Origin of the sequence: Vibrio anguillarum, from assembly GCF_003390515.1 — a bacterium.
In the GTDB taxonomy this organism is placed as follows: domain Bacteria; phylum Pseudomonadota; class Gammaproteobacteria; order Enterobacterales; family Vibrionaceae; genus Vibrio; species Vibrio anguillarum.
Genome location: NZ_CP031479.1, coordinates 1,394,920 through 1,418,513, shown reverse-complemented (window position 1 = coordinate 1,418,513; position 23,594 = coordinate 1,394,920). Strand labels below are relative to the sequence as shown.

Annotated in this window: 12 protein-coding genes and 1 pseudogene; 9 read left to right on the top strand and 4 right to left on the bottom strand. The window is 46.3% G+C overall.

The features are described from left to right. Positions 1-195: 195 nt before the first annotated feature. The 3 genes and pseudogenes from rtxA to rtxH all read right to left on the bottom strand — a co-directional run. Positions 196-8,530, bottom strand: a pseudogene (rtxA, locus tag DD616_RS17500) (MARTX multifunctional-autoprocessing repeats-in-toxin holotoxin RtxA); the annotation flags it as partial. A gap of 22 nt (positions 8,531-8,552) precedes the next feature. Next, positions 8,553-9,014, bottom strand: a complete 462-nt coding sequence (gene rtxC, locus DD616_RS10585) for an RTX toxin-activating lysine-acyltransferase RtxC (RefSeq protein ID WP_017044044.1) — start codon at positions 9,012-9,014, stop codon at positions 8,553-8,555. A 15-nt stretch (positions 9,015-9,029) separates the two neighbouring features. Continuing rightward, the gene (rtxH, locus tag DD616_RS10580; protein WP_013856638.1) at positions 9,030-9,365 is read right to left on the bottom strand and encodes a protein RtxH; all 336 of its coding nucleotides are present in this window, start codon (positions 9,363-9,365) and stop codon (positions 9,030-9,032) included. Between the two features lie 302 nt (positions 9,366-9,667). Here rtxH and DD616_RS10575 point away from each other — a divergent pair, with 302 nt between their 5' ends. The 3 genes from DD616_RS10575 to DD616_RS10565 are packed head-to-tail and all read left to right on the top strand — an operon-like array spanning position 9,668 to position 15,262. Beyond that, positions 9,668-11,776, top strand: coding sequence for a peptidase domain-containing ABC transporter (locus DD616_RS10575; RefSeq protein WP_208872267.1), 2,109 nt, complete (start codon positions 9,668-9,670; stop codon positions 11,774-11,776). Next, positions 11,773-13,125: an HlyD family type I secretion periplasmic adaptor subunit gene (locus DD616_RS10570; RefSeq protein ID WP_094150530.1), complete on the top strand. Its 1,353-nt coding sequence runs from the start codon at positions 11,773-11,775 to the stop codon at positions 13,123-13,125. Before DD616_RS10575 ends, DD616_RS10570 begins: the two co-directional genes overlap by 4 nt. Before the next feature lies 1 nt (position 13,126). Next, positions 13,127-15,262: a type I secretion system permease/ATPase gene (locus DD616_RS10565; RefSeq protein WP_208872266.1), complete on the top strand. Its 2,136-nt coding sequence runs from the start codon at positions 13,127-13,129 to the stop codon at positions 15,260-15,262. A 45-nt stretch (positions 15,263-15,307) separates the two neighbouring features. Here DD616_RS10565 and DD616_RS10560 read toward each other — a convergent pair whose 3' ends face one another. Further along, positions 15,308-17,266, bottom strand: coding sequence for a methyl-accepting chemotaxis protein (locus tag DD616_RS10560; RefSeq protein ID WP_013856634.1), 1,959 nt, complete (start codon positions 17,264-17,266; stop codon positions 15,308-15,310). A gap of 217 nt (positions 17,267-17,483) precedes the next feature. On the opposite strand from DD616_RS10560, the gene DD616_RS10555 reads away from it, so the two are divergent. The 6 genes from DD616_RS10555 (at position 17,484) to cdd (ending at position 23,564) form a co-directional block, all read left to right on the top strand. Next, positions 17,484-18,167 carry an NAD(P)H-binding protein gene (locus DD616_RS10555; RefSeq protein WP_013856632.1) on the top strand — a complete coding sequence of 228 codons (684 nt, stop codon included), beginning with the start codon at positions 17,484-17,486 and terminating at the stop codon, positions 18,165-18,167. A gap of 220 nt (positions 18,168-18,387) precedes the next feature. Next, positions 18,388-19,755 (top strand): L-cystine transporter, encoded by a 1,368-nt coding sequence (locus DD616_RS10550; protein ID WP_026028454.1) that lies wholly within the window; start codon positions 18,388-18,390, stop codon positions 19,753-19,755. A 151-nt stretch (positions 19,756-19,906) separates the two neighbouring features. Next, entirely contained in the window at positions 19,907-21,331 is a 1,425-nt protein-coding gene (gene sbcB, locus DD616_RS10545) for an exodeoxyribonuclease I (RefSeq protein ID WP_208872265.1), read from the top strand. A gap of 124 nt (positions 21,332-21,455) precedes the next feature. Next, a complete protein-coding gene (locus DD616_RS10540; RefSeq protein WP_033197434.1) occupies positions 21,456-21,788 on the top strand; it encodes a CidA/LrgA family protein in 333 nt (110 codons plus the stop codon). Continuing rightward, positions 21,788-22,468, top strand: coding sequence for a CidB/LrgB family autolysis modulator (locus DD616_RS10535; RefSeq protein WP_010319624.1), 681 nt, complete (start codon positions 21,788-21,790; stop codon positions 22,466-22,468). The genes DD616_RS10540 and DD616_RS10535 overlap by 1 nt, the downstream gene beginning before the upstream one ends. A gap of 208 nt (positions 22,469-22,676) precedes the next feature. Further along, complete coding sequence (cdd, locus tag DD616_RS10530) at positions 22,677-23,564, top strand: cytidine deaminase (protein ID WP_047688268.1); 888 nt, start codon at positions 22,677-22,679, stop codon at positions 23,562-23,564. The last annotated feature ends 30 nt before the right edge of the window (positions 23,565-23,594 follow it).

The window sequence follows — 23,594 nt, the reverse complement described above, 5'->3', positions numbered from 1 at the left end:
CTAAATCTCGGGATTGATAATTCTTATGGCGAGAATCTGCGTTTGATATCGTCTCCGCATTATCCAATACAGGCTTGTTTTTCAGTAATGTGGTGATTTCATCGTGATCATTCACATCTTGGTTGTGAAGTATCTTTCCATCAGCCAATGCTTCTTTCGTGTCATCTACAACTTTTGCATCGACATCTGAAGTACCTGGTTTTTTAATCGGCGTTGCGTCAAACACAGGTAAATCGAGGATCCCCTGCATAGTGGTTTTGTCGCCGAAGGTTGGCTTGTAGCTTGCTAACGTGTTGCCATCCATTACCACCACGCGGTTGAAGATTGCTTCACCTGCGTCGTTTTTAGCCAGCTTATAGCTTTGAGCCATGTTCAGATCGGACTTGCCGAAGAAACGCGTTAGGTAGGCGCCAAACTTCTCTGCTGACGAGAACTCAACGATGCCAGCATTTGGATCGTAGAAGCCGTAAACTCGCTCGTCACCTGAGCCTTTTGCCCAAGCCGCCATCGCATGTCCCGGAGCATCAAGTTCCAGCAACACCGATTTACCGTTAGCCGATGCATCAGTGATTTTCTCAACCACACTGTTTACGGTCAGCGCTTGCTTCCCTTCCAGCTTTTCCTGCCACACTTTCATCGACGTATCATGCATTGGGTTCTTTGCATGAATGGCCGCTAAGCTGCTGAGCAGTTTGCTAGCGTTGGCTTTTTCACTGTCTGAGTAAAGCGTTGGATTGCTCAGCACTGCTGCCGCAGAGTACATCTTCTCTAGCAGTTGTCTTGCAACGCCAATTTGGCCATCGTTTTCGAGCTGCTTTGCAACCAGAACGAGTTTAGAAAGTGGATCACAACGACCACCAAAACCGTCGTTCGATAGGTTCAACAGCATTAACTGTGGCGCAAGTTGCTCGGTCGCTTTCGCATCCACGACGCCAGCAGAGGCAATCTCACGGAACAGTCGGTTGTACTTCTCAGACTTGTTCTGGAACGTCACTTTCAGTGCACGACTTTCAATTTCCCAAGCAAGCGCACCTTTTTGCTCTGCACTCCAGTTTCCTTTAACAAACAGATCCACCAGTTGCTTGATGTTCATGTTTGAACGGAAGCCGTCAACGATATCCTTCGCATGGTCGTTTTTATAACCATTCAAGAAATCTTCGGTTGTCCGAATGTCTTTCAATTTGCCCGGTACGCGAGTATCCGGTTGCAGCGCTTCGCCATAAAGTTTGAAATCTTTCTCGAGTCCTTTAAGCACTTCGCCCGTTTCTACCGTCGTTTGTGTTGACGTGCTCGTCTCATGGCTATCAATATAAGGAGCCGTAATTTGCGCCCATTGCTCGGCATACTGCGTCATCAACCATTCTGCTTTATGATTTGCAGAAGCACTGGATTTAGGGTTTTTAACTGGAGGCTGGCCTTTGCTTGCCCGATACTCCTGATACCAGGCATCGAAATCATCACTATCGCTCACCAGAGCATTCACTTCAGTAATGATGGCTTTGCGGCTAGCAGAGTCAAAATGATCGAGTGCCTTAACATCAATTTTTGCGGTGGACTCTGTTTTAGGCACAAATTTACTTAAAACACTCGGCACACTGCGAAACTCAAACAAAATCGCGGGTTCAGGCTGCTGCGAACTTCCTGTCGTTGCATTGTTGATTCCATGCCCCGCCACTTCTCCGCCATACTGGAAGTATTCAAACACGTTCTTAGCAAGGCTTTCTGAATGTGAACCTTTCAGCTTCTCAATAATTTGTTGTCGCACGTATCGTGAGTCGTCTGCGCTCAGAAGCTCCAGCATTTTTACTGGCTTAGTTCTCGGCAAAATCTCCCAAGCATTTTTCACTTTCGGATCGGTTAATCCTTGAGCATTCGGCGAGAAGCCTTCAGATGCAGGATCCCAATCATTAATATAGATACCGTACTCTTTCGCCAGATTTGCTGTTTTTGAATACACCGATGTTAGATAGGCATACACATTTTGCGCTGCCACTGGATCATCTAATTTAGCTTCGTTCGCATTTACTAAAAATTCATCTCTCAGTCCTGACTGATACCAAGGCGCAGATTCTAGAAGTCTCACTTCCAATGACGAGCTTGAACCAAATTCTTTCGCACTGATGGCCATCGTGGCTTGTTGCCCACTAGGGGTCATTCCTATTGTCTGCCCTTGAGCTTCAATAGAAGTACCGTTACCCGCCGCGATGAAATGCTTCGAATTCGATATAACCAGCGTAAAACGCCCGTCATCACTAACCAAACTAGGTAAGCTATGGTGGTTCGATTGATTGATATGGCCTGTAAATTCTTTCGCTAGCCATAACATTGCCTCTTTGCGACTTTCAATCGCAACCATATCACTGGTTTCACTAGGATATGTAACCAATTCAATGGTATGAGTCTGCCAGTTGTTCACCCCTTTGATATCAGTGATACCAACTGGGTTACTGTAACCACCTTGATTCATATCTTTGGTCAACATAAACAATGGGTTACCTTGTGAATCATGCACATATCCAAACGTCTGTGCTGAGTTCTTAGGTAAAACAACAACTAGGCCAGATAGCTCATTTTCTATACCAATAGATGTCGATGCAAAATGGCTTTTAAACCCGGGAACGCTTTTAGAACCAAGTTGACCAGTCGGTTGATTTCCCTTAACAGCGCTTAGCCCTTCTAGGTTCACCCCTGAAATGTGAATCTCTTTTCGGCTCACATCCTGAGAGGCCGTTGTTGACACAACAATGCTGTCGGCGTTTGTCTCATTGAACATCGAAGTGACAGAACTACCCGTATTTTTCGCTCGAATTCCTGCGTTAATTTGCAGGCGGTTGACTGCATTGGTCGCACCTTCTAAGGCTTCCAGCTCTTGCTCGCTCAAGCCTTCGCTAAAGCGGCCATCAGCGTTTGTTTGACTATCAGCGTTGATATGGCCCGCAGCACCAGCGGCTTCGACGCTATGTGCTTGACCCACAAGGCCGCTGCCCGCAACACCTTGACGATCAGGGCGATCGCTTTCGTTTTGCTTAGCCCCTTTCGCATCATTCTGCACTTGGTTGGCTTTATGTTCCGCGTTCATCGCATCGCGATCACCACGCGATTGCGCGTCGTTTGCTGCGCTGTGTGCGTCAGATTCGGCCTGTTTCGCGTCGTTACTTTTCGCTACAGCATCGGCTTTGCGTGTTTCTGCATCGGCTTTAGCATCAGCAATGCCTTGCTCTGCACCCGCCAGGTTTTGCTCACCTTTTGCGACGCCTACTTCCGATTGTGCAACCGAATCTTTGACTTTGTTTTGATTGTCCGCGTGCGTCTGTTTCGCGGCAGCAATCTGCTCACCAGAAACCTGTTTTGCATTGTCCAATTGGGTTTGAACACCATCAAGCAAGCCACCGGCAAAATCGTTGCGCCATTGGTCGCCCGACTCACCCGTATGCGTGGCTTTGTCATCGAGCACATCGAGACCTTGTGCCAGTTCGGTCAACTCAGCCGTCACGGCTTCCGACTCTTCTTTCACTGCATCGCGTTGAGCTTGACCATTATTTTCCAAGGCTTGTTGGTCGGTAGATTCCAGCTGGCTTTGCGAACCTGCGACAGCATCGAGCTGTTTCTGCTTTTCTTGTTCTAGACGCTGGCGATCCGCTTCTGCGCGCTCTTTATCTGATAGGGCATTCTGCGACGCTTGATTTTGCGTTGCATGCTCACTCACCGCATTAGTTTGCTGTGGCGTTTCTGATTTCGCAACTACGTTATCTAAGATATAGCCCAACCCATCATCGTGGCCTGTGCCTTTGAATTCGATACGATTACTGCCGGCATGAGCGGTCAGCTTTAAGGTTTTTTGCTGCCAAGCAGAGGCGTCACCAGACGATGAGAAAACCACTTCGCCGTTCCAGAGAACGTCAATGCCTTCGTTATTAGAAATGCCTGCACGTTTTGCAAAATCAAAGCTCAGCGTAATAACTTCGCCATGATTGAGATCATTCAGATCTTGAAAAATGGTCGTGTTGATGTAGGTGTCAAGCTCACTGACTCGGTTGCCGTGTCCTTCACTTGCAACGCCATAACCGTTGGCAGAAAAACCTGCTTCAATACCGTTAGAGGCCCTCCAACCGTACTCCCCCTGCTCAAAATCGCCATTAACAATGAGATTTGGCCCTTGAACTTGGTCCGAAGAGTCGTCAACGCTGAGCGCATTTTGCATTTGATTGAGATCAGGTGCGTCTACCTTGGTCACACTACCTGTTAGGCTGTCTCCCAAATCAGAGCCCACTTCTTCAATCGCCTCCATTTGGAAGCCATCCAGCTTGGTGATTTCAGGTGTCGCAATCGCACCACGGCCTTTATGCGTGCCGGATGATGATGCTTCATCGCCTTGCACTAAGTAGTTGATTGCTTGGCTACCACCTACACCAAGTACGGTTTGCTTGATGTTATCAAACAGGGCGGAGAGCTTGTTGCTACTGGTGTTGCTCGACGCGACCGCCAAACTGTAGAAATCACCATTACCGATTTTGATCGCCACGTTGTTTTGAGCGTAAGAAGCATTAACCCCTAAACCATCACCAACATGAATATTAGCGTTGGCTTTACCTTTCATGACCGCGACGTTCAAACCATCGCCGATTTTGGTATTGACGTTGTATTGGCCCCAAGCAACATTGACCGAAATACCGTCACCAACCACGGTGTTAATATTGGCATCACCATAAGCGGCGGTGACGTTTAGGCCATCTCCCACTCGAGTCGTTACGTTCGCTTTACCTTTCGCGGCGGTCACCTGCATACCATCACCGACTTTGGTGACGATGTTGCCCTTACTCCAAAGTGCGTTAAAGCTATCGCCATCACCCACTTGAGTCACGATGTTGGCTTCACCTTTGGCTAGCACAACATTTCGGCCATTACCCACTTTGGTGATAACGTTGGCTTTGCCCCAAGCACCGGTATAATCATCACCATCACCCACATGGGTAATGATATTGGCTTGACCTTGCACGACAGAGACTTCTTGACCATCGCCCACCTTGCTGATGACGTTGGCTTCGCCTTTGGCAAAATTATAGCGATCTCCATCACCTACATGAGTAAACACGTTGGCTTGACCCCAAGCCACGTTAACACCCAAGCCATCACCGACTTTGGTAACGATGTTTGCCTTGCCCTTAGCAATACCGATAGTCGTGCCATCTCCAACATGGGTCATCACGTTGCCGATATCGGAAATCAACAAACCTACCGTGGTGCCTTCGCCCACTTTGGTGAGGATATTGCCTTTACCCGCCAATACAGCGGCGGTGGTTGCATCACCGACATGAGTCACGACGTTGGCTTTCGCCGCGGCCACAACACCCATGAAATCATCACCCACTTTGGTGGCGATATTGGCTTCGCCCAGTGCTAACACGCCCGTTAGACCATCGCCGACATGCGTCATGATGTTGGCTTTACCGAACATCGCCGCCAGCGTTGTGCCGTTGCCGACTTTGGTCATCACGTTCACTTCGCCCGCAAATATTCCTAAGCTGGTTCCATCACCGACATGGGTGTAGATGTTAGCTTTACCGACCATCAGCGCAGCGGTGAGATCATCGCCCACTTTGGTCATAATGTTGGCTTGACCGATCATTGCAGCAAACGTGCTGCCACTGCCTACGTGAGTGAAGATGTTGGCGTTACCCACCATAGCCGCAAGTGTGGTTCCATTACCGACTTTAGTTGCTATGTTGCCTTTGGCTAACATAAGCGCCACCGACATGCCATCACCGATATGGGTGAAGACGTTAGCTTCGGCCACCATTAACGCGAGAGCATCACCGTTGCCCACTTTGGTAAAGACGTTACCAAGGCCGCCCATCAATGCCCAAGCATTCCCTTCGCCCACATGGGTAAAGATATTGCCCGCACCAATCATGACTGCAATGGATGTTCCATCGCCCACTTTAGTGAATATGTTGCCTGCGGCGCCCATTACGCCAAGGGTTTGGCCATCACCAACATGCGTTAGCACGTTGCCAAGACCAAGCATAATGCCGGTCGTATCGCCATTCCCGACTTTCGTTAGGATGTTCGCGCCGCCTACCATGACGCCAGTTGTGGTGCCATCACCCACATGGGTGAGTACGTTAGCGCCTCCGCCCATCACAGCAAGGGTGTTGCCTTTGCCTTTTTTGGTGAGAATATTTGCGCCGCCGAGTGCCACCGCCGTGGTATTCGATAATTGATCATCACTGCTGATATGGGTAATCACGTTCGCACCACCCAGCATGCCCGCCGTGAGTTCACCATCACCCATTTTGGTCAGTACGTTTGCGCCACCAGCCAGTACCGAAGCCACATCGCCTTGACCGACTTGTGTCATGACATTGAAACCGCCAGCCGCTAGCCATAGTGCATCACCACTACCGATTTGCGTGTGCGTGTTATAGCCGCCCAGTAGAGTAACTCGACTATTGCCTTGGCCTTTCTGTACCGAGATGTTGCCGTAAGCCAATAAGTGAGCCAGATAGTCGCCGTTACCAACACGAACCAGCACGTTCAACGCACCACCCGCGTAAACATCCATCTTGCCTTGCTGACTTTGGTGCACTAATACGTTTGCCAAACCTGCGCCGCGGAAGGTGAGATCCCCTTCTTCGCCACTTTTGACAATCACGTTAGCCGCGCCTGCACCGTTAAATTCAGTGTTACCGAACTGAGAGCTATGCAGGATCACGTTGGCAAGACCGCCACCGTTAAAGTAAACATGACCGCGTGTTACGTTGGATTTAATAACGTTACCGCCACCGACACCATTGAAATGAATATCGCCAGAGCTTTCGCCGCTATCGCTTACGGGTTTGAATAGGGTTTGATCCGTGTATTCGTCGATATCAGCCACGGTTTCGCTGGTACTTCTTACCGCGTTAACGCTGTAATGCAAGTCGCTGAGCGAGTAACCCCCTTTGCCCATTGCGTGATATCCATACGCAGACGAAATATCTTGGTTAGCTAAATTGGCCGTGTGATCACCTTCTTTATACCAAGAACGAGCTTGATATTTCAGCGCGCCAGTTTCGGCATCGTTCGCCAGTTCAACCACAACGATTTTCGTGTGTTGTCCCAGCATTTTAGCGTAAACATAAGTGTTGGGTTTGCGGTTTGATTTTACCGCTTTGACATCAACCTTAGTACCATCAGCAAAAATGGCGTGACCACCCATTTTTGCATCCGACAATGACACATCTTTCGCATCAATCACCGCACCATTGGCGTAAGTCACCCACTCATATTCAGTCAGGCTTTTTTCAACGGCATGAACGGTGACAGATTGTTGATGTTCAACTTTGAGATCAGATAACGTGTAAGCACCATTGATATTAACGGCTGTGAAACCACCGTTGTTGGAAATATCTTGATTCGCTAAGTTGTTTAAATGGTTACCCTCTTTATACCAAGCCGAAGAGTAATATCTCAGTTCTCCGGTTTGAGGATCATTACGCAACTGTACTTTGTTAATTTTGGTATACGAGGAGTCTGCGAAAGCAAAAAGATAAGTATTAGGCTCGTTAGCTGATTTTACTGCCGTGACTTGATGATTTTGTCCTATCCATGAACCACTCATCACCGCCTTAGTTAATACAACTTTATCAGCCTTGGCATTGGCCATTCCTTCTTTCGCAAAGTCATCCCCAGAACCTTTACGAGTAATGGTGTTATAAGCACCGGCGCCCGAGAAATGAATATCACCATGTGCCACATCAGAGTAAAGGCTGTTGTAACCACCCACACCTTCGAAGCGAATATTACCGCGTGTTTCGGTATACACATCGTTCGCATTGTGCGTACGCTCAATTCGATTGGATGCCCCGGCACCCTCTAGGGTAATATCCCCAACCTTGCCTTTGCGAACCAAATGGTTATCCGCACCAGCTCCACTAAAGTGCAGGTTACCGCTTTCAACACGTGAGCTAATACTGTTAGCAACCCCCGCGCCGACAAAACGCACATCACCTTGAGATCCTTGATACTGGTTAAACCAAGTACGATCGATTTTATTGCCCGCACCTGCACCTTCGAAACTCAAGTTTCCATGATTAGTTTCATGCCAGATAGCGTTGTAGCCACCAGCACCTTGGAAAGAAACATGGCCTGATGACCCTTGACGCTTAATGTGGTTGTAAGCCGCAGCACCTGCGTAGCTGATGTTGCCATGCTGGCCGTCATGACCAATGTCTACACCACCAGCAGCACCTGAAAATGAGAGATTACCGTCTCCGTTTTTCTTGATATCAGCATAACCCGCAGCGCCTCGAACGCTCAGGTTCCCCGTTGTATCTTCAACTTTTAGATAGCCGGCCCCCGCCGATACCGTATCGTTACCTGAACCGGTATATACCGTGGCTCCGATCGACCCCAGATGGATATGATCATCTCCGCCATAAGCATGAATTTCGCCGCCAAAACCGATGGCAACAATGTCGTTATTTCCATCGTCGGCGGAATAATTTCCGGTGAAGAAGTATTCGACACTTCTCCAAAATGGTTTTCCCATAGACTGTGGCTCTTATTATTATTTAAATAGAAAACCACTGTACCTTACGGATACAGCGGTCGTTTTGCGTGTCGATTTTGCCGCGGACAGTACACACTTTTTGCCCTTTCCACGGCAAAAAAACACGCTGTCGTAAGTCATTGACGATTTGACGTCCGTGACCAAAAGGAGCAAGCATTTCAGGAATGTAGATATGATCACCAGAGCGCCAGTCAGCGGCTTCGATTTCTCGCTCACCGGACAATAGCAACTCTCTCACTTGCTCAGACAAAAACGCCCAATTACAAAATGCAATTGGACGTCCTTGTTCATCTTCGTAATAGCAAAACTGATTTAACTCAAATGATGGCATAATCCGTTGCTGCCATTCACTGATAAGATACCGCTGATGCAGAGGAGAATATTGGCTGAGCAGAAGAATCCCACCCATCATTTTCTGCATCATTGCACGATCCAGTTTCGCCGCGTGATGTTGAATCAACATACGCTAAGCCACCTTTTATTTTTTCGTGCGTGTCACGCGTTTTTTAGCTGGCTCAATACCACTCTCGTTCTCTTGAGGTGCTTCACTCGGTGATGGTAGAAAACCTGCGGCAATTAATTTTTCTAACTCTTCGTTCATACGAGGATCTTCAAGCATATTCTTAACCATCGAAACCATATACATAAAACCAGAAGCAGGCATATGAATCACTTCTTTTAGCTCTAAGTCCGTATCACTTTCCGCCATAATACCGTTTGCCATGTTGGATTGATTCTGTCCAACAAAATAGAGAGAAAAAACACCTTTATTATAATTAACACTCGATACAGTTTGAACGAATTTCTCAGACATAAATAACTCACCTCATAATTTAAAAAGAAAATAAAAAAGATTAAAGCCACTTATAAAAAAGTAGCGATAACCCAAAAATGATTTTTAATGTTATACAGCATTTCAATGGCATGCAACCATACAATAACGCTAAGTCATGAATAAATTAACAAAACCAAAATATTACCGAATACAAGCAACTGATAATTAAAACCTTTAAAAACCGCAATTAACTAATCAGACCAGATAATATTTGAGCATCTATTGATATTAATGATATGATCCGCCCCCTTTCTTTTTCTGGCCCTTGAAGAATCAAATATATGACTGATTTAAATGAAAAAAAAGCCATGCTACATTGCTTATCAGTCTACTTACCGCTGATCGGAATTCGTGAGATAAAATTAGATATCTCTAATGAAACGCCATCCAATGCAATTGATTCAATAATAAAAGATTTAAAAGGAAGAAATTATTTAGTCACTGCTAATAAAGCGAAGTCTTTTACTGGAATTACTAAAATAAAGAAACCGATTATTTTATTTAACAAAAATAATCACCCATTTATTTTAGCTAAAGTTGAACAGGATAAATGTTTAATTCATCCATGTAATTCAGATACCCCAAAAGTAGTAGATACAAGCTATTTAAAACAGAATTGGAATGGAAAAACGCTAGATATCAAAAAAAAGCAATCCTCTTTTGATATTCGTTGGTTCTTACCTGAATTATCGCAACATAAACATTTAATCGCTGAGATTGTTTTATTCTCTTTCGTACTGCAAGTTATTGCACTTATTACACCGCTATTTTTCCAAGTCGTGATGGACAAAGTATTAGTGCATCAAGCCCACTCGACACTCGATGTTTTAGTGTTCGTCTTAGTTATTTCTGGAATAGCTGAGGTATTGCTACGCGGTTTACGCGAATATCAATATGCTCATACCGCTAACCGCATTGATATTAAGCTTGGCATTAAATTGGTTCACCATCTGTTTGGTTTGCCGCTGCTGTTTTTCAAATCAAGGCAAGTTGGGGCGATTGTGACTCGAGTAAGAGAGCTCGATACCATACGCGAGTTCATCACAGGTTCGATGTTTACCCTCACGATTGATCTCGTTTTTCTCGTGATCTTTTTCTATGTGATGAGCTTACTTTCTGGCGGGCTAACCTTATTGGTATTGGCCACACTGCCGTGTTATCTCTTTTTGGCTTGGTGGCTAACCCCAAGGCTGCAACAAGCGATTGAACAACAATTTACCCATATAGCGCACAACACTTCGTTTCTAACTGAAACCGTCGCGGGGAGTGATACCATTAAAAGCTTAGCGACTGAACCTCGCTTTATTCGACGTTGGGATACTCAAACCGAACAGATGATATCGAGCAACTATGTGGTTCAGCAGTGGAATAACCGCTCTAGCCACGCAGTGCAGTTCATCCAAAAAATAACGAGCGTCTTTCTACTATGGATTGGTGCATCCGAAGTGCTCGCGTTACAAATGACCATAGGTCAACTGATCGCTTTTAACATGCTCGCCAGTCATGTTGCACAAACTCTTGCCCGGCTCGTCGAGCTGTGGGGGCAATTTATACAAGCGCAAATTGCAGTCGATAAACTTTCCGACCTACTCAATTTGCCCACCGAGCAGCAGCAAGCCAGCCATTCCCTACAACTGCAAGGTGCGATCACTCTCAGTAAAGTGAGTTTCCGTTATCAACCCGATTTGCCGCTGACCATCAATCAGCTTTCACTCAATATCCAAGCGGGTGAGAAAATTGGTGTGGTCGGTGGCTCGGGGTCGGGAAAAAGCACCTTGGCTCGGCTTTTACTCAAGCTGTACAGCCCTGAATCAGGCCAAATCATGTTCGATAACACCTCACTCAAACAGATCGGTGTTCATGAATTGCGTCGCCAGTTGGGGGTGGTATCACAAGAGAACTTTCTCTTTAGTAAAAGTGTTAGTGACAACATTGCCCATTCAAAGCCACAAGCCAACTTGGATGAGATTGTGCAAGCGGCAAAATTAGCGGGCGCTCATGAGTTCATTTTAAAGCTGCCACTGGGTTACGACACGATTTTAGCTGAAGGGGGGCAGTCACTTTCAGGCGGACAACGACAACGTTTAGCCATTGCCCGCACACTGCTTGCAGACCCTAAGATTTTGATTCTTGATGAAGCCACCAGCGCTTTAGATGATGAATCACAAGCCATCATTCAAACCAATATGGAGCAAATTGCCGCCGGGCGTACCGTTATTACCATCGCACACCGCCTCTCTACGGTAAGAGAGTGTGACCGGATTATCGTACTGGAAAAAGGCGAGATTGCAGAGCAAGGCACGCATCTACAACTTCTCGCAGAGCAAGGCAAATATTTCCAGCTGTGGCAACTGCAACAAGCATTAAAACAAGAGGATGAGCGAGTATGATCTCTCAGTTAAAGAAGCTTCGCTCTAAGCGCCCGAAAACGAACGGCTACTTTGAGTTTTTACCCGGCCATCTTGCTCTACAGCAGAGCCCACCCTCTCCGTTTGCTCGCATCACCGCCATCACGCTAAGTGTAGGGTTACTGCTCACCTTACTTTGGACCTATTGGGGGAAATTGGATATCCAAGCGACCGCAAACGGGCGGCTGTTAGTCCCTGGGCGCTCGCAAGTGATTCAGTCTTACGAACAAAGCCGAGTAGCACAAATCCATATAGCAGACGGCGAACGTGTCGAAAAAGGGATGCCCTTACTGACTCTGGACACGTTAGGCGTTAGCCAAGATATTGAACGTTTGCGTCATCAAATACGCTATCAAACCCATGAATTTCTCAAGTATCAAGCTTTGCGTGGTAAGGCTGATCTAGCTCAACATCCCCTGTATTTGGCATTGGCACCTTCGGCACAACAAGAGGTCATCGACAGCTTTGATACTGAAAAGAACGAATTCACATCGGTGTTGGAAAACTTGCGTGCTGAAATGCAGGTCAATCTTGCTTCCCAGTCCTCACTTGAAGTCGACATCAGAGGCTTAAAACAGTTAGTGAGTAATATTACTCAGCGCCTTGATGCTCAAAAAAAGCTCAAGCAACAGCGTTTAATAGGTCAAGTGCAGTATCTGGAGCAGGAAAAAGAGTTATTAGAATCCGAACGAGCGTTAGCCCAGCAAACATCACAACAACATGTGCTGCAAAAGCAATATCTCAACCTAGAAGAGCGTTTAAAAGCGCTGCGTGCGCAAAAAGCCAGAGAGTGGCAAGACAAAAGTCAGCAAGCACACCTACAACTCTCAGCGCTGCAACATGAACTGGACAAAGTACGCGAACATGAAGGATTACAAGTGGTTCGCTCTCCTGTCACTGGCACTGTACAGCAATTGAGTGTTCACACCCTTGGGGCAGTCTTACAACCAGCACAAAATTTGATGATTATTGTGCCTGACGATTCGGTACAAGTCGCCGAAGTTAAAATTCTCAATAAAGACATTGGCTTTATTTATGCTGGCCAACCCGTGACGTTGAAAATTGATGCCTTTCCCTATACGCGTTACGGCACCTTATCGGCAACATTGGTCCACGTCTCTAGAGACTCGACAATGGATGAGCAACTTGGGTTGGTTTTTCCCGCTCAAGTGCAATTGTTAAACCACACAATTGAGGTCGATGGTGCCTCTGTTGCCTTATTGCCCGGTATGTCTGTCGTGGCTGAGATTAAAACCGACCAACGTCGGATCATCGATTATCTACTCAGCCCAATCCGAGAATATCAAGCTGAAGCATTGCGAGAAAAATAGAGTGGATACCTTAACCAACACCGTCTCAACGGTTCATGATCAAGAAAGCCATGGCGCATTAGCGGCCCTCTCGTTTGCCAGCCTTTCATTTGATAAGAAAGTCACGCCATCACAACTGATTCATACACTAGGCGTTGCCGAAAATGAGCTCAGTGCTCTCGACATTCAGCGAGCCGCTCAATCTATTGGTCTGAAAAGCCGAATGATCACCGTCAGAGGAAGCGAGCCGATCCCGCTACCTGCATTGGTCAAAATCCGTCAGCAATGGCATGTCATTCATGCGCTAAACGAGTATGGTTGGACCTTGTACGATCCCATTAAACAGCGCTATTTCGAGTTTCCGTTGGCGCAAGGATCTTCAAGTTCCTGTTATGAGGTCTTATTACTGATTGAGCAGAGTATAGAGCCAAGCGATGTCGCTTTTGGCCTCCGCTGGTTTATGCCTTCGGTACTCCGTCAGTCAAAACAGCTACGTGATGTGTTTCTGTATTCGATTGTGCTGCAACTGTTTGCCCTGTTTGGTCCCAAACTTTTTGAAACCGTTATTGATAAGGTTCTTGTGGGGCGAAGTTTGTCGAGTTTGCACGTTTTAGCGCTGGCTATGCTTGCGCTGGCTATTGCTGAACCTCTTTACAGTTATTTGCGCAATACGGTTTTTGGTCATCTTTCTAGTCAAGTCAATGCAGAACTATCAGGGCGATTGTATCGGCATTTGATTAATCTTCCATTAAGTTATTTCAAGCAGCGTCAAACGGGGCAAATCATCGCCCGCGTACGGGAAATGGGGCAAATACGTCAGTTTTTGACGGGCTCAACCTTAATGCTGCTCTTGGATCTCATTTTTATCACCCTCTTTATTGGTGTGATGTTTCATTATGCGCCAGCGCTCACCGGGCTGATTATCGGTTCATTAGTGATTTATTTTCTGCTGTGGTTAGGTATTGGACCTTGGGTTCGTCACAAGGTAACGACAGAGTATGACGCAGAAGCAGAGACAACCACCTTCCTGACTGAATCTATAACGGGTATAGAAACAATCAAGACAACCGCAACGGAAGCTCGATTTTTAGAACGGTGGCAGCAAATACTCAGTCGACAAATTGAATGCGCGTTTTCAGCCCAAAAAGCCAGTTTAATTGCTGGACAATTGATTGCCTTAGTGCAAAAAATAGCCGCTGCCATTTTACTTTGGTGGGGAGTCAACTTAGTGCTCAATGGGCAGCTCACCCCCGGTGAATTGGTTGCCTTCAATATGCTAGCAGGGCATGTTACTCAACCCGTTTTGCGACTTGCGCAAGTATGGCAAGATTTCCAGCACACCTTAGTAGCCTTGCGTCGCGTTGGCGACATTCTTAACGAACCGGCTGAAAATAGTAAAGATGGCCTTGCTTCCATCCCTTCTGTTCAAGGAGGCATTGAGTTTAAAAATGTTCGCTTCCGTTATCATATCGATGCACCGGAAGTCTTAGCGAATCTCTCGTTGACCATCGCTCCGGGGCAATTTATTGGTATTACTGGGCCTTCTGGATCTGGAAAAAGTACATTAACGAAACTGCTACAGCGTCTTTATGTACCTTTGCATGGGCAAGTCTTAGTCGATGGTATGGATCTCGCCATTGCAGATCCGGTCTCGTTAAGGAGCAGCATGAGTGTGGTGCTGCAAGAAAGCATGCTATTTGCAGGCAGCGTTGCCGACAATATTCGTCTTTGTAAACCCGATGCAAGCGATGCAGAGCTGATAAACGTTGCAAAGCTTGCTGGTGCGTTAAGCTTTATTGAAGCGCTGCCACAAGGGTTTGAACAACAAGTAGGAGAAAGAGGTGCCAACTTATCTGGCGGGCAACGTCAACGCATTGCACTGGCTCGCGCATTGTTAGTTAACCCAAAAATCTTACTGCTTGATGAAGCGACTTCAGCGCTCGATTATCAGTCAGAGGCGGCCATCATGAGCAACATGGAAACCATTTGCCATGATCGAACGGTGATCAGTATTGCACATCGGTTATCGACGATTCGTCATGCCGATAACATTATCGTCATCGAAGATGGGCAAGTGGCCGAGCAAGGTACTCACGAAGCGTTGCTCGCACATGCAGGACTTTACGCACGCTTATGGAAACAGCAAGTCAGTGGTTAACTTTCTCTCCTTCAAATGGGTTAGGTATAAAAATCTCCCCAGAAATTACTGGGTCTTAAACTTACTCACTAAATTATTCAGATCATCAGCTGAACTCGCGAGATTTTGTGAGTTAAGTAGAGCTCGGCTCGATACATCATCAACTTTCTGAGTATCTTCTTGTACTTGATGAATATTACGATTAATTTCTTCTGCGACTAGGTGCTGCTCTTCGGCAGCCGTTGCGATTTGAGTATTCATATCGTGAATCGACAATACTGACTGATAGATGCCAGTAAAGCTATCGTTGACCGACTCAGTCGTTGTCACGGTTTTCCGTGACGCATTTAAACTCACGGTCATCTGTTCTGCGACTTCTTTGGTCCTATTTTGCAAACGTACCACTAAGCCGTTGATTTCTTCGGTTGAATCTTGCGTACGTTTTGCGAGCGCACGAACCTCATCCGCAACAACAGCAAAACCTCTTCCCTGCTCCCCTGCACGAGCCGCTTCAATCGCAGCGTTTAAAGCCAACAGGTTGGTCTGTTCAGCAATGCCGCGAATGGTATCTAAAATTGCAGTAATACCTTGGCTATCATTTTCTAACTCTTGAATCGTGGTTGAAGACGTTGAAATATAATCAGCTAACTGATTGACACTAGAAACCGCGGTGTGGATATTTTGCTGGCCTTGACTCACTAATTGCTGACTGTCATCAGCAGCCTGGGCTGCCGAGCTGCATAGCGTTGCTACTTCATTGGCAGTAGACACCATTTCATTAAACGCCGTTGATACCATCTCAACCGCTTGTTTCTGTCGTTGAGAAACGGCTGACAAGTCTTCCGATATTGTTGCCGCTCTTTGCGCCGATTCCCCCATCTGTTCTCCTGCATGGCCTATTTGCTGTACAAGTAATCGAATGGCTTTCAAAAATGCGTTGAAATACACAGCCAATTGACCCGTTTCATCGTTCGAACGAATGATCAATTCCTTGGTTAAATCACCTTCACCTTCAGCTATCTCTTGTAAGCCGTTTGAAACTAAACTAAGCGGCTTGGCGATCAACCCCGCTAAAAAAAGTGCGCCAATGATGAAAATCACTGTCAACACAAAAACAATCGCTAAAATGTATTTGATCAAGCTATTGCTTTCTGCCATAACTTCTTCGGTAGTAATCAGGCCAACGAACTTCCAACCTAACTTTTCGGAATTCATGACATTAGCCATATATTCCACACCGCCAATTTCGATATTGATAAAACCAGAGGATGTTTGACCTATCGTTTTGTATGCAGCAGCTAAGGAGTCAAGGGGTTGAAAATTGTTCTCTGGGTACTTAGCATCCACCAAGACGTTACCGCTATCCTCAACCATCATAATGTATCCGGTTTCGCCTAGTTTTATCTTCTTCACGATATCCGTCAGTGTTTTTAGCGAAACATCAATCGCAACCACCCCAGCATTTTGGGTACCAGCAGCATTAAAGGACAAAACATTGCTCACAATCGTGGCGTCATCAGGCTCCCAATAATAGGCTTGAGTGCGTTTTATCTCGCCTGGGCTAGACATCGCCGTTTTGTACCACGGGCGAGCTCTAGGATCATAATTGTCTGACGCCTTACCCGTCGGCCATTGTATATATCCGCCCTCTTTGGTTCCCATGTAAACGTACGAATAACCTTTGTGCGCCTCACCCATAAGGTAAAGCGCTTCATAAATTCCACGCTCCACCATTCCATTGCTATCTGGGGTCATCGGTTCAGCTATTTTGTCGATATAACGGGTAATGGAACTGTCCACTTTTTGCAACGCGGGTGAGTTGGCTAACATTTTCACATTTTGTTCAATGCCAGAAAAATAGATGGCGATAGCATTATCAACCTGACTCATTTCTCCATGACTTTGTTCAATAAAATCACTAACGGCTTGTGAACGTAAATTCGTCACCATTACCGTTGAAACAATAGCAACAGGGATAATGGTCGCCGAAATCAAGCTGAGCAACAGTTTAGATTTTATTTTCATTGTTATTACGCCTTATCTCTGTATTTGACAGCAGCTCATTTCTTTTAGTTACCTACACTAAAAATTTAGTTAATAGCGATAAAGATGCAATGTCACTAAAGCGTTATTTCTAAAATAGGTGCTTATAAATGGTTGAATACGATGAAAGCGAAAGAATAAACTGCCATAAGTAAGCAGCACTGCATACAATCACTGCAAGGTAAAAAAGGAGAAAACGATGGATAAGCGACACAAAACTGTGATTATTGCTGGCGCTTCCGGTCTCGTTGGGCAGCATGCTTTAGCCATCATGCTAGAAGAGCAAGCCGTCTCTCAAATCTATTCTTTAGTCAGAAAAAGCACCGAAATCCAACACCCAAAGTTGCAAGAAATCATTCATCCGCAGTTGCAAATCACGCACTGGGATGAAAGTTTTGTCCCTCCCCAGCTTGGTCTCATCGCACTAGGGACTACCCGTAAGCAAGCGGGTTCAAAGCAGGGGCTGGAGAAAGTAGACTATGAGTTGGTTTGTCAAGTCGCTCAAACAATGAAGACATTGGGTGTCAAGCGCATTGCCATCGTTTCGAGCTTAGGTGCCAAAGCTCGCTCTCGATCTCATTACTTACAATGCAAAGGGAGAATGGAAGAAACCATTCGCCGAATGGGTTTTGAACAAGTGACCTTCGTCAGGCCTGGGCCTCTAACTGGCATTCGGAAAAACAAGCGAACGGATGAAAAATGGGTACGAGTGATTCTGACTCTATTGCACCCTCTGCTACTAGGGCGCTTACGCAATTTTATCCCCATTTCCGCGCAAGATGTTGCAAGCGCTATGCTCTATTGCCTCTTTCAGATACAACCACACGCCATAGATATTTTGCACTCTAGCGACATGCTTGCCTTGCTCAAGAAGTATCAATGACTTGCTTAAATAACTCACCGATCGGTTCATTTACCAGCACAATAGAAAGATTGATAACCATTTGTTCTAAATCATGCTGATTTTGTCTTTGGATTAACCTACGTTAAAAGATATTGTTGCGTTTCATCGCTTTTATTCTCCTTTTACCTAGCATTATCGACTACATCGCTCATCGGCGATCAACGTAATCATGGGTACACAACTTTTAAGGTGTCGCATCATGTCAGTTGCAGCCATTGCCGCACTCGCAGTATTTATTGGCATTCTGTTTTTTCTCTTCGGACAGCAGAAAAAGTCTCACACTCTTTCACGCTTAGTGCTACTTGGGTTGATCCTAGGCAGCGCATTTGGCCTTGCTCTACAAGTGGTTCTTGGTGAAGGACATGTGGCCATCAAGGAAACATTAGGCTGGGTCAACGTCGTCGGTAACGGTTATGTTGGTTTGCTAAAAATGGTGATTATGCCTTTGGTGCTGGTGTCGATGATCGCTGCGGTTGTGAAGCTCGATAAAGGTGGCTCGCTGGGTAAAATCTCTGGCCTGACCATTTCTATCTTACTGCTGACGACCGCTGTCTCGGCATTGATCGGTATTTTTGTCACCCAAGCTTTTGGTTTAACAGCAGACGGCCTCGTTGAAGGCAGCCGTGAAACGGCGCGTATTGCTGTACTAGAAAGCCGCGCCGCTACTGTGAGTGATTTAACTATTCCTCAAATGCTATTAAGCTTTATTCCGACCAATCCTTTTGCCGACTTAACCGGTGCTCGCTCAACCTCGATCATCGCTGTGGTTATTTTTGGCGTACTAACGGGTATTGCGGCGCGTAAAGTAATGTCAGAGAAAGCCGAGCTAGAAACGCCAATCCGCACCTTTGTCGAAGCGATACAGTCGATTGTGATGCGCCTCGTGAAAATGGTGATGGCACTAACCCCTTACGGTATTGCGGCGTTGATGGCGAAAGTTGTCGCTACATCAAGTGCGGGCGATATTCTGAGTTTGCTCGGTTTTATTGTCGCCTCTTATGTCGCCATTGCATTGATGTTTGTGGTGCACGGTATATTGGTTTCTTTTGTAGGCGTTAGCCCTAAAGAGTATTTCCAAAAAATTTGGCCAGTGTTGACCTTCGCGTTCACCTCACGTAGCTCAGCGGCAACCATTCCTCTTAATGTAGAAGCGCAAATCACTAAGCTGAACGTACCACCAGCAATTGCCAACCTATCGGCTTCATTCGGTGCCACTATTGGTCAAAACGGCTGTGCTGGTATTTACCCAGCCATGCTCGCAGTGATGGTTGCTCCTACCGTCGGTATTAATCCAATGGACGTGCACTTTATTTTGTCGCTAGTGGCTATTATCGCAATCAGCTCATTTGGTATTGCTGGCGTCGGTGGCGGTGCCACTTTTGCAGCCTTAATCGTGCTACCAGCGATGGGCCTACCAGTGACGATTGCAGCACTGCTTATCTCCATTGAACCCTTGATTGATATGGCCCGCACCGCGTTGAACGTTTCAGGCTCAATGACGGCAGGTACCATTACCAGCCGATTACTGAACGGTAAACAGGTACAAGTTCAAGAACAGCAAGCCTAGAAAGTATCGAACGTTCTCGTTTTTCTCCAAGCCGGTGCCAATGCGCCGGCTTTTTCATTTCAAATCCTCATCAGAACATGCTTCGCACATTGCTATGTCACACGGGCAATGGTCTAATAAACCTTAAATTTCAGCGACTGGATACTATCGAATGCGACAAGAGCACCCGCCTACTTTCTTTTTCCTCGACTATGAGACGTGGGGAGTCAACCCTGCGAAAGATCGTCCGAGCCAATTTGCGGGCGTTCGCACCGATATGGATTTTAATATTATTGGCGAACCACTGGTTATCTATTGTCAACCACCAGCGGACTATTTGCCTTCTCCAGAAGCGGCGCTTATTACGGGTATCACACCACAAAAAGCGGTGGCCCAAGGCTTGCCAGAGCCTGAATTTATCGCCAAAATTCATCTACAACTCGCCACACCCAACACCACCAGTCTTGGTTACAACAGTATTCGTTTTGATGATGAAGTAACGCGTTACACTTGCTATCGTAATTTCATTGATCCGTATGCTTGGAGCTGGCAAAACGGCAATTCACGCTGGGATTTACTTGATGTGATGCGCGCCTGCCATGCGCTACGCCCAGAAGGCATCAACTGGCCCGAAAATGACGAAGGCTTTACCAGTTTTAAGCTGGAGCATCTCTCAGTTGCCAATGGCATCGAACATGCGAATGCCCACGATGCTATGGCCGATGTTATCGCCACCATTGAGCTAGCCAAAAAAGTAAAAGCCGCCCAACCCAAGTTGTTTGATTACTTTTTTAACATGCGCCATAAACGCAAACTCAATGATCTGATTGATATCGTCAACATGACACCTTTAATGCACGTATCGGGTATGTTAGGCCGAGAATGCCAATATACCAGTTGGATCGTGCCGATTGCTTGGCATCCCACCAATCAAAATGCGGTTATTGTGGTGGACCTTGCCAAAAACCCTCAACCCCTGATCGATTTAAGCAGCGAAGAACTGCATCAACGTCTATATACCAAACGCGAAGAGTTGGCAGAAGATGAATTGCCAGTGCCCATCAAATTAGTGCATCTCAATAAATGCCCTATCCTTGCGCCGGCCAAAACATTAACGGCCGAAAATGCAGACCATATCGGGGTCGATAGAAACCTGTGCCTTGAACACTTAGCGCTCATCAAGCAGTACCCTGAGATCAGAGAAAAGCTGATTGGCCTCTACACAATTGAGCGAGAATATAAGCACAGTGACGATGTCGATACTCAACTCTACGACGGTTTCTTCTCTCCAGCCGACAAAGCGGCGATGGAGATCATTCGCCAAGCTGACCCAGTCAATCTCGCCGCATTAGACATTAGTTTTAGCGATAAGCGCATCGAACCCTTGCTGTTTCGCTACCGCGCTCGCCATTACCCATTGACATTAAGTGACGAAGAGCAAAGGCGTTGGGCAACTCACTGTCGTGATTATTTCGAAAGCCACCTTGAAGAGTACATGCTCAATTTAGAGAACTTAGTTCACACCCACAGCAGTGACGAAAAGAAAATGGCTATTTTAAAATCCGTTTACCGTTATGTCGAAGACATCGCGAGTTAATGTACGAGGTTTTCGCGCTGTCAGGTTTCAAACCAACACGCTGCGATTCCATTTCCGAAAATAGTTTAGGCACAACAAGGCACCGACTTTTATTGTGAATACCATTGCAAAATATTTGGTCTCTATGGGGCTGATTTTCCTTTGCCTGATGGCAGGTATCAATCTTCAACATTGGCTTGGCATCACCATTCCGGGCAGTATTATCGGAATGCTAATTCTGTTTAGTTTATTGGCAAGTGGGCTCGTGCCTGTCGAATGGGTAAAACCCAGTGCCAGTCTTTTTATCCGTTATATGGTCATTTTATTTGTCCCTATCAGTGTCGGATTAATCGAGCATTTTGATTTATTGATGAGTAACGCCATCCCGATTCTTGCCAGCGCGGTGGGCGGTACGCTGATCGTATTAGTTTGTCTGGGTTTAGGGCTGGATCGTTTTTTGAAAAAGGGGAATAAGTGATGTGGTTATTGCTCACGATTGCGGTCTTTTTCCTGACACGTTGGATCAGTAAAAAATGCAAAACGGCCATAATGAATCCGTTACTGCTCAGCCTTGTGATCATCATTCCTATCTTGCTATTTTTTAACATCCCTTATGCCAGTTACTATGCTGATAACCAGTGGCTGAGCTTTCTGTTGCAACCGGCCGTGGTGGCGCTGGCTTATCCTCTCTATGAACAACTGCCTCAGATCCGCTCAAATTGGCGCATCATTGCCCTCGCCTGCGGGGTGGGCAGTGCTATGTCAATGCTCACAGCCAGCTTAATTGCTGTTTATCTTCAAACGGATATACATTTAATCGCCAGCCTACTGGGTAAATCAGTTACCACACCGATTGCGATGGAAGTTTCCAGTAACCTCGGTGGGGAGCCAGCCATTGCCGCCGTTTTAGTGGTCATTGTAGGGCTGTTTGGCGCGATTCTCGCCTACCCTATCTATAACCTTCTCAACATCACGCATCCCATTGCTAAAGGCTTAACCATGGGCACCGTATCTCATGCGCTGGGCACAGCAACCTGCGCTGAAAAAGATCCACGTGACGCAGCATTTAGTTCACTTGCATTAGTCGTGTGCGGCGTAATCACATCGATACTTGCTCCAAGTTTTTTTGCTTTTTCAATGTGGTTATCCACGCTATAGAGTGCCAACAGAAATCAAAGATACGTCTACTCATGGATTTTGATTGTAGACGTGTCTCACTCTAAGGCTGACTGTAATCGATTTCATGTGTGACCTCACTCTAAATGTGAAAACCAAAATTACGTTACATTGCATTACGTGACTTAAATCTCAGTAAAATTTCATTCTTCGCCTAGAATATTCGTCAATACATAGATAAGGACTCATTATGAAAAGCCGTATTGAACAGGCGCTAGCTGATACGCCAAAAACCGTTGCAGAATTTTTGTCGCCCATTCTGCTGTGCGATGATTTTGACGCAACCCTATCACCAGAACAGTTCAACCAACTGCTTTCTCTTTCTGGCTTAGACGATGCGGAATTGCGCGTTGCACTGCTGCCTTTTGCGGCCGCCTATGCTTATGTACCGCTTTCAAACTTTTACGTGGGAGCCATCGTCAGAGGTTTATCGGGCCGTTTGTACTTTGGCGCGAATATGGAGTTTTCCGGTGCACAATTAGGCCAAACCGTACACGCCGAGCAATGTGCCATCAGCCATGCGTGGATGAAAGGTGAACAAGGCGTTGCTGACATTACCATCAACTTCAGCCCTTGTGGGCACTGCCGTCAGTTTATGAATGAGCTTACGACCGCAGACTCGCTTGTCATTCAGCTACCACAGCGTGATGAGAAGTCACTGCAAGAGTACCTACCTGAATCATTTGGTCCTGCTGATTTAGGTGTTGATTCTGGTCTAATGGCAGACGCTAACCACGGCAAAACAACTAGCGAAGATGACCCACTCATTGGCTTAGCCCTTAATGGCCTAAACCACAGTTACGCACCCTATACCAACAATCTCAGTGGTGTTGCCCTGCAAGTTGAGAATGGTAAAACCTACGTCGGTGCGTATGCTGAAAATGCCGCATTCAACCCAAGCTTACCACCATTGCAAGTTGCTCTTGTTCAGTTAATGATGGATGGCCAACGCTTTGATAATATTGTCGCAGCCGCATTAGTTGAGATGTCTGATGGCAGTATTAGCCATTTAGCCGATACTCAAGCCACCTTGGAAGTAATTAACCCAGACATTCCTCTTTCCTATCTTGTGGTTTAGGCGCTCTAGTGAAAAATCCCCAACGCATGG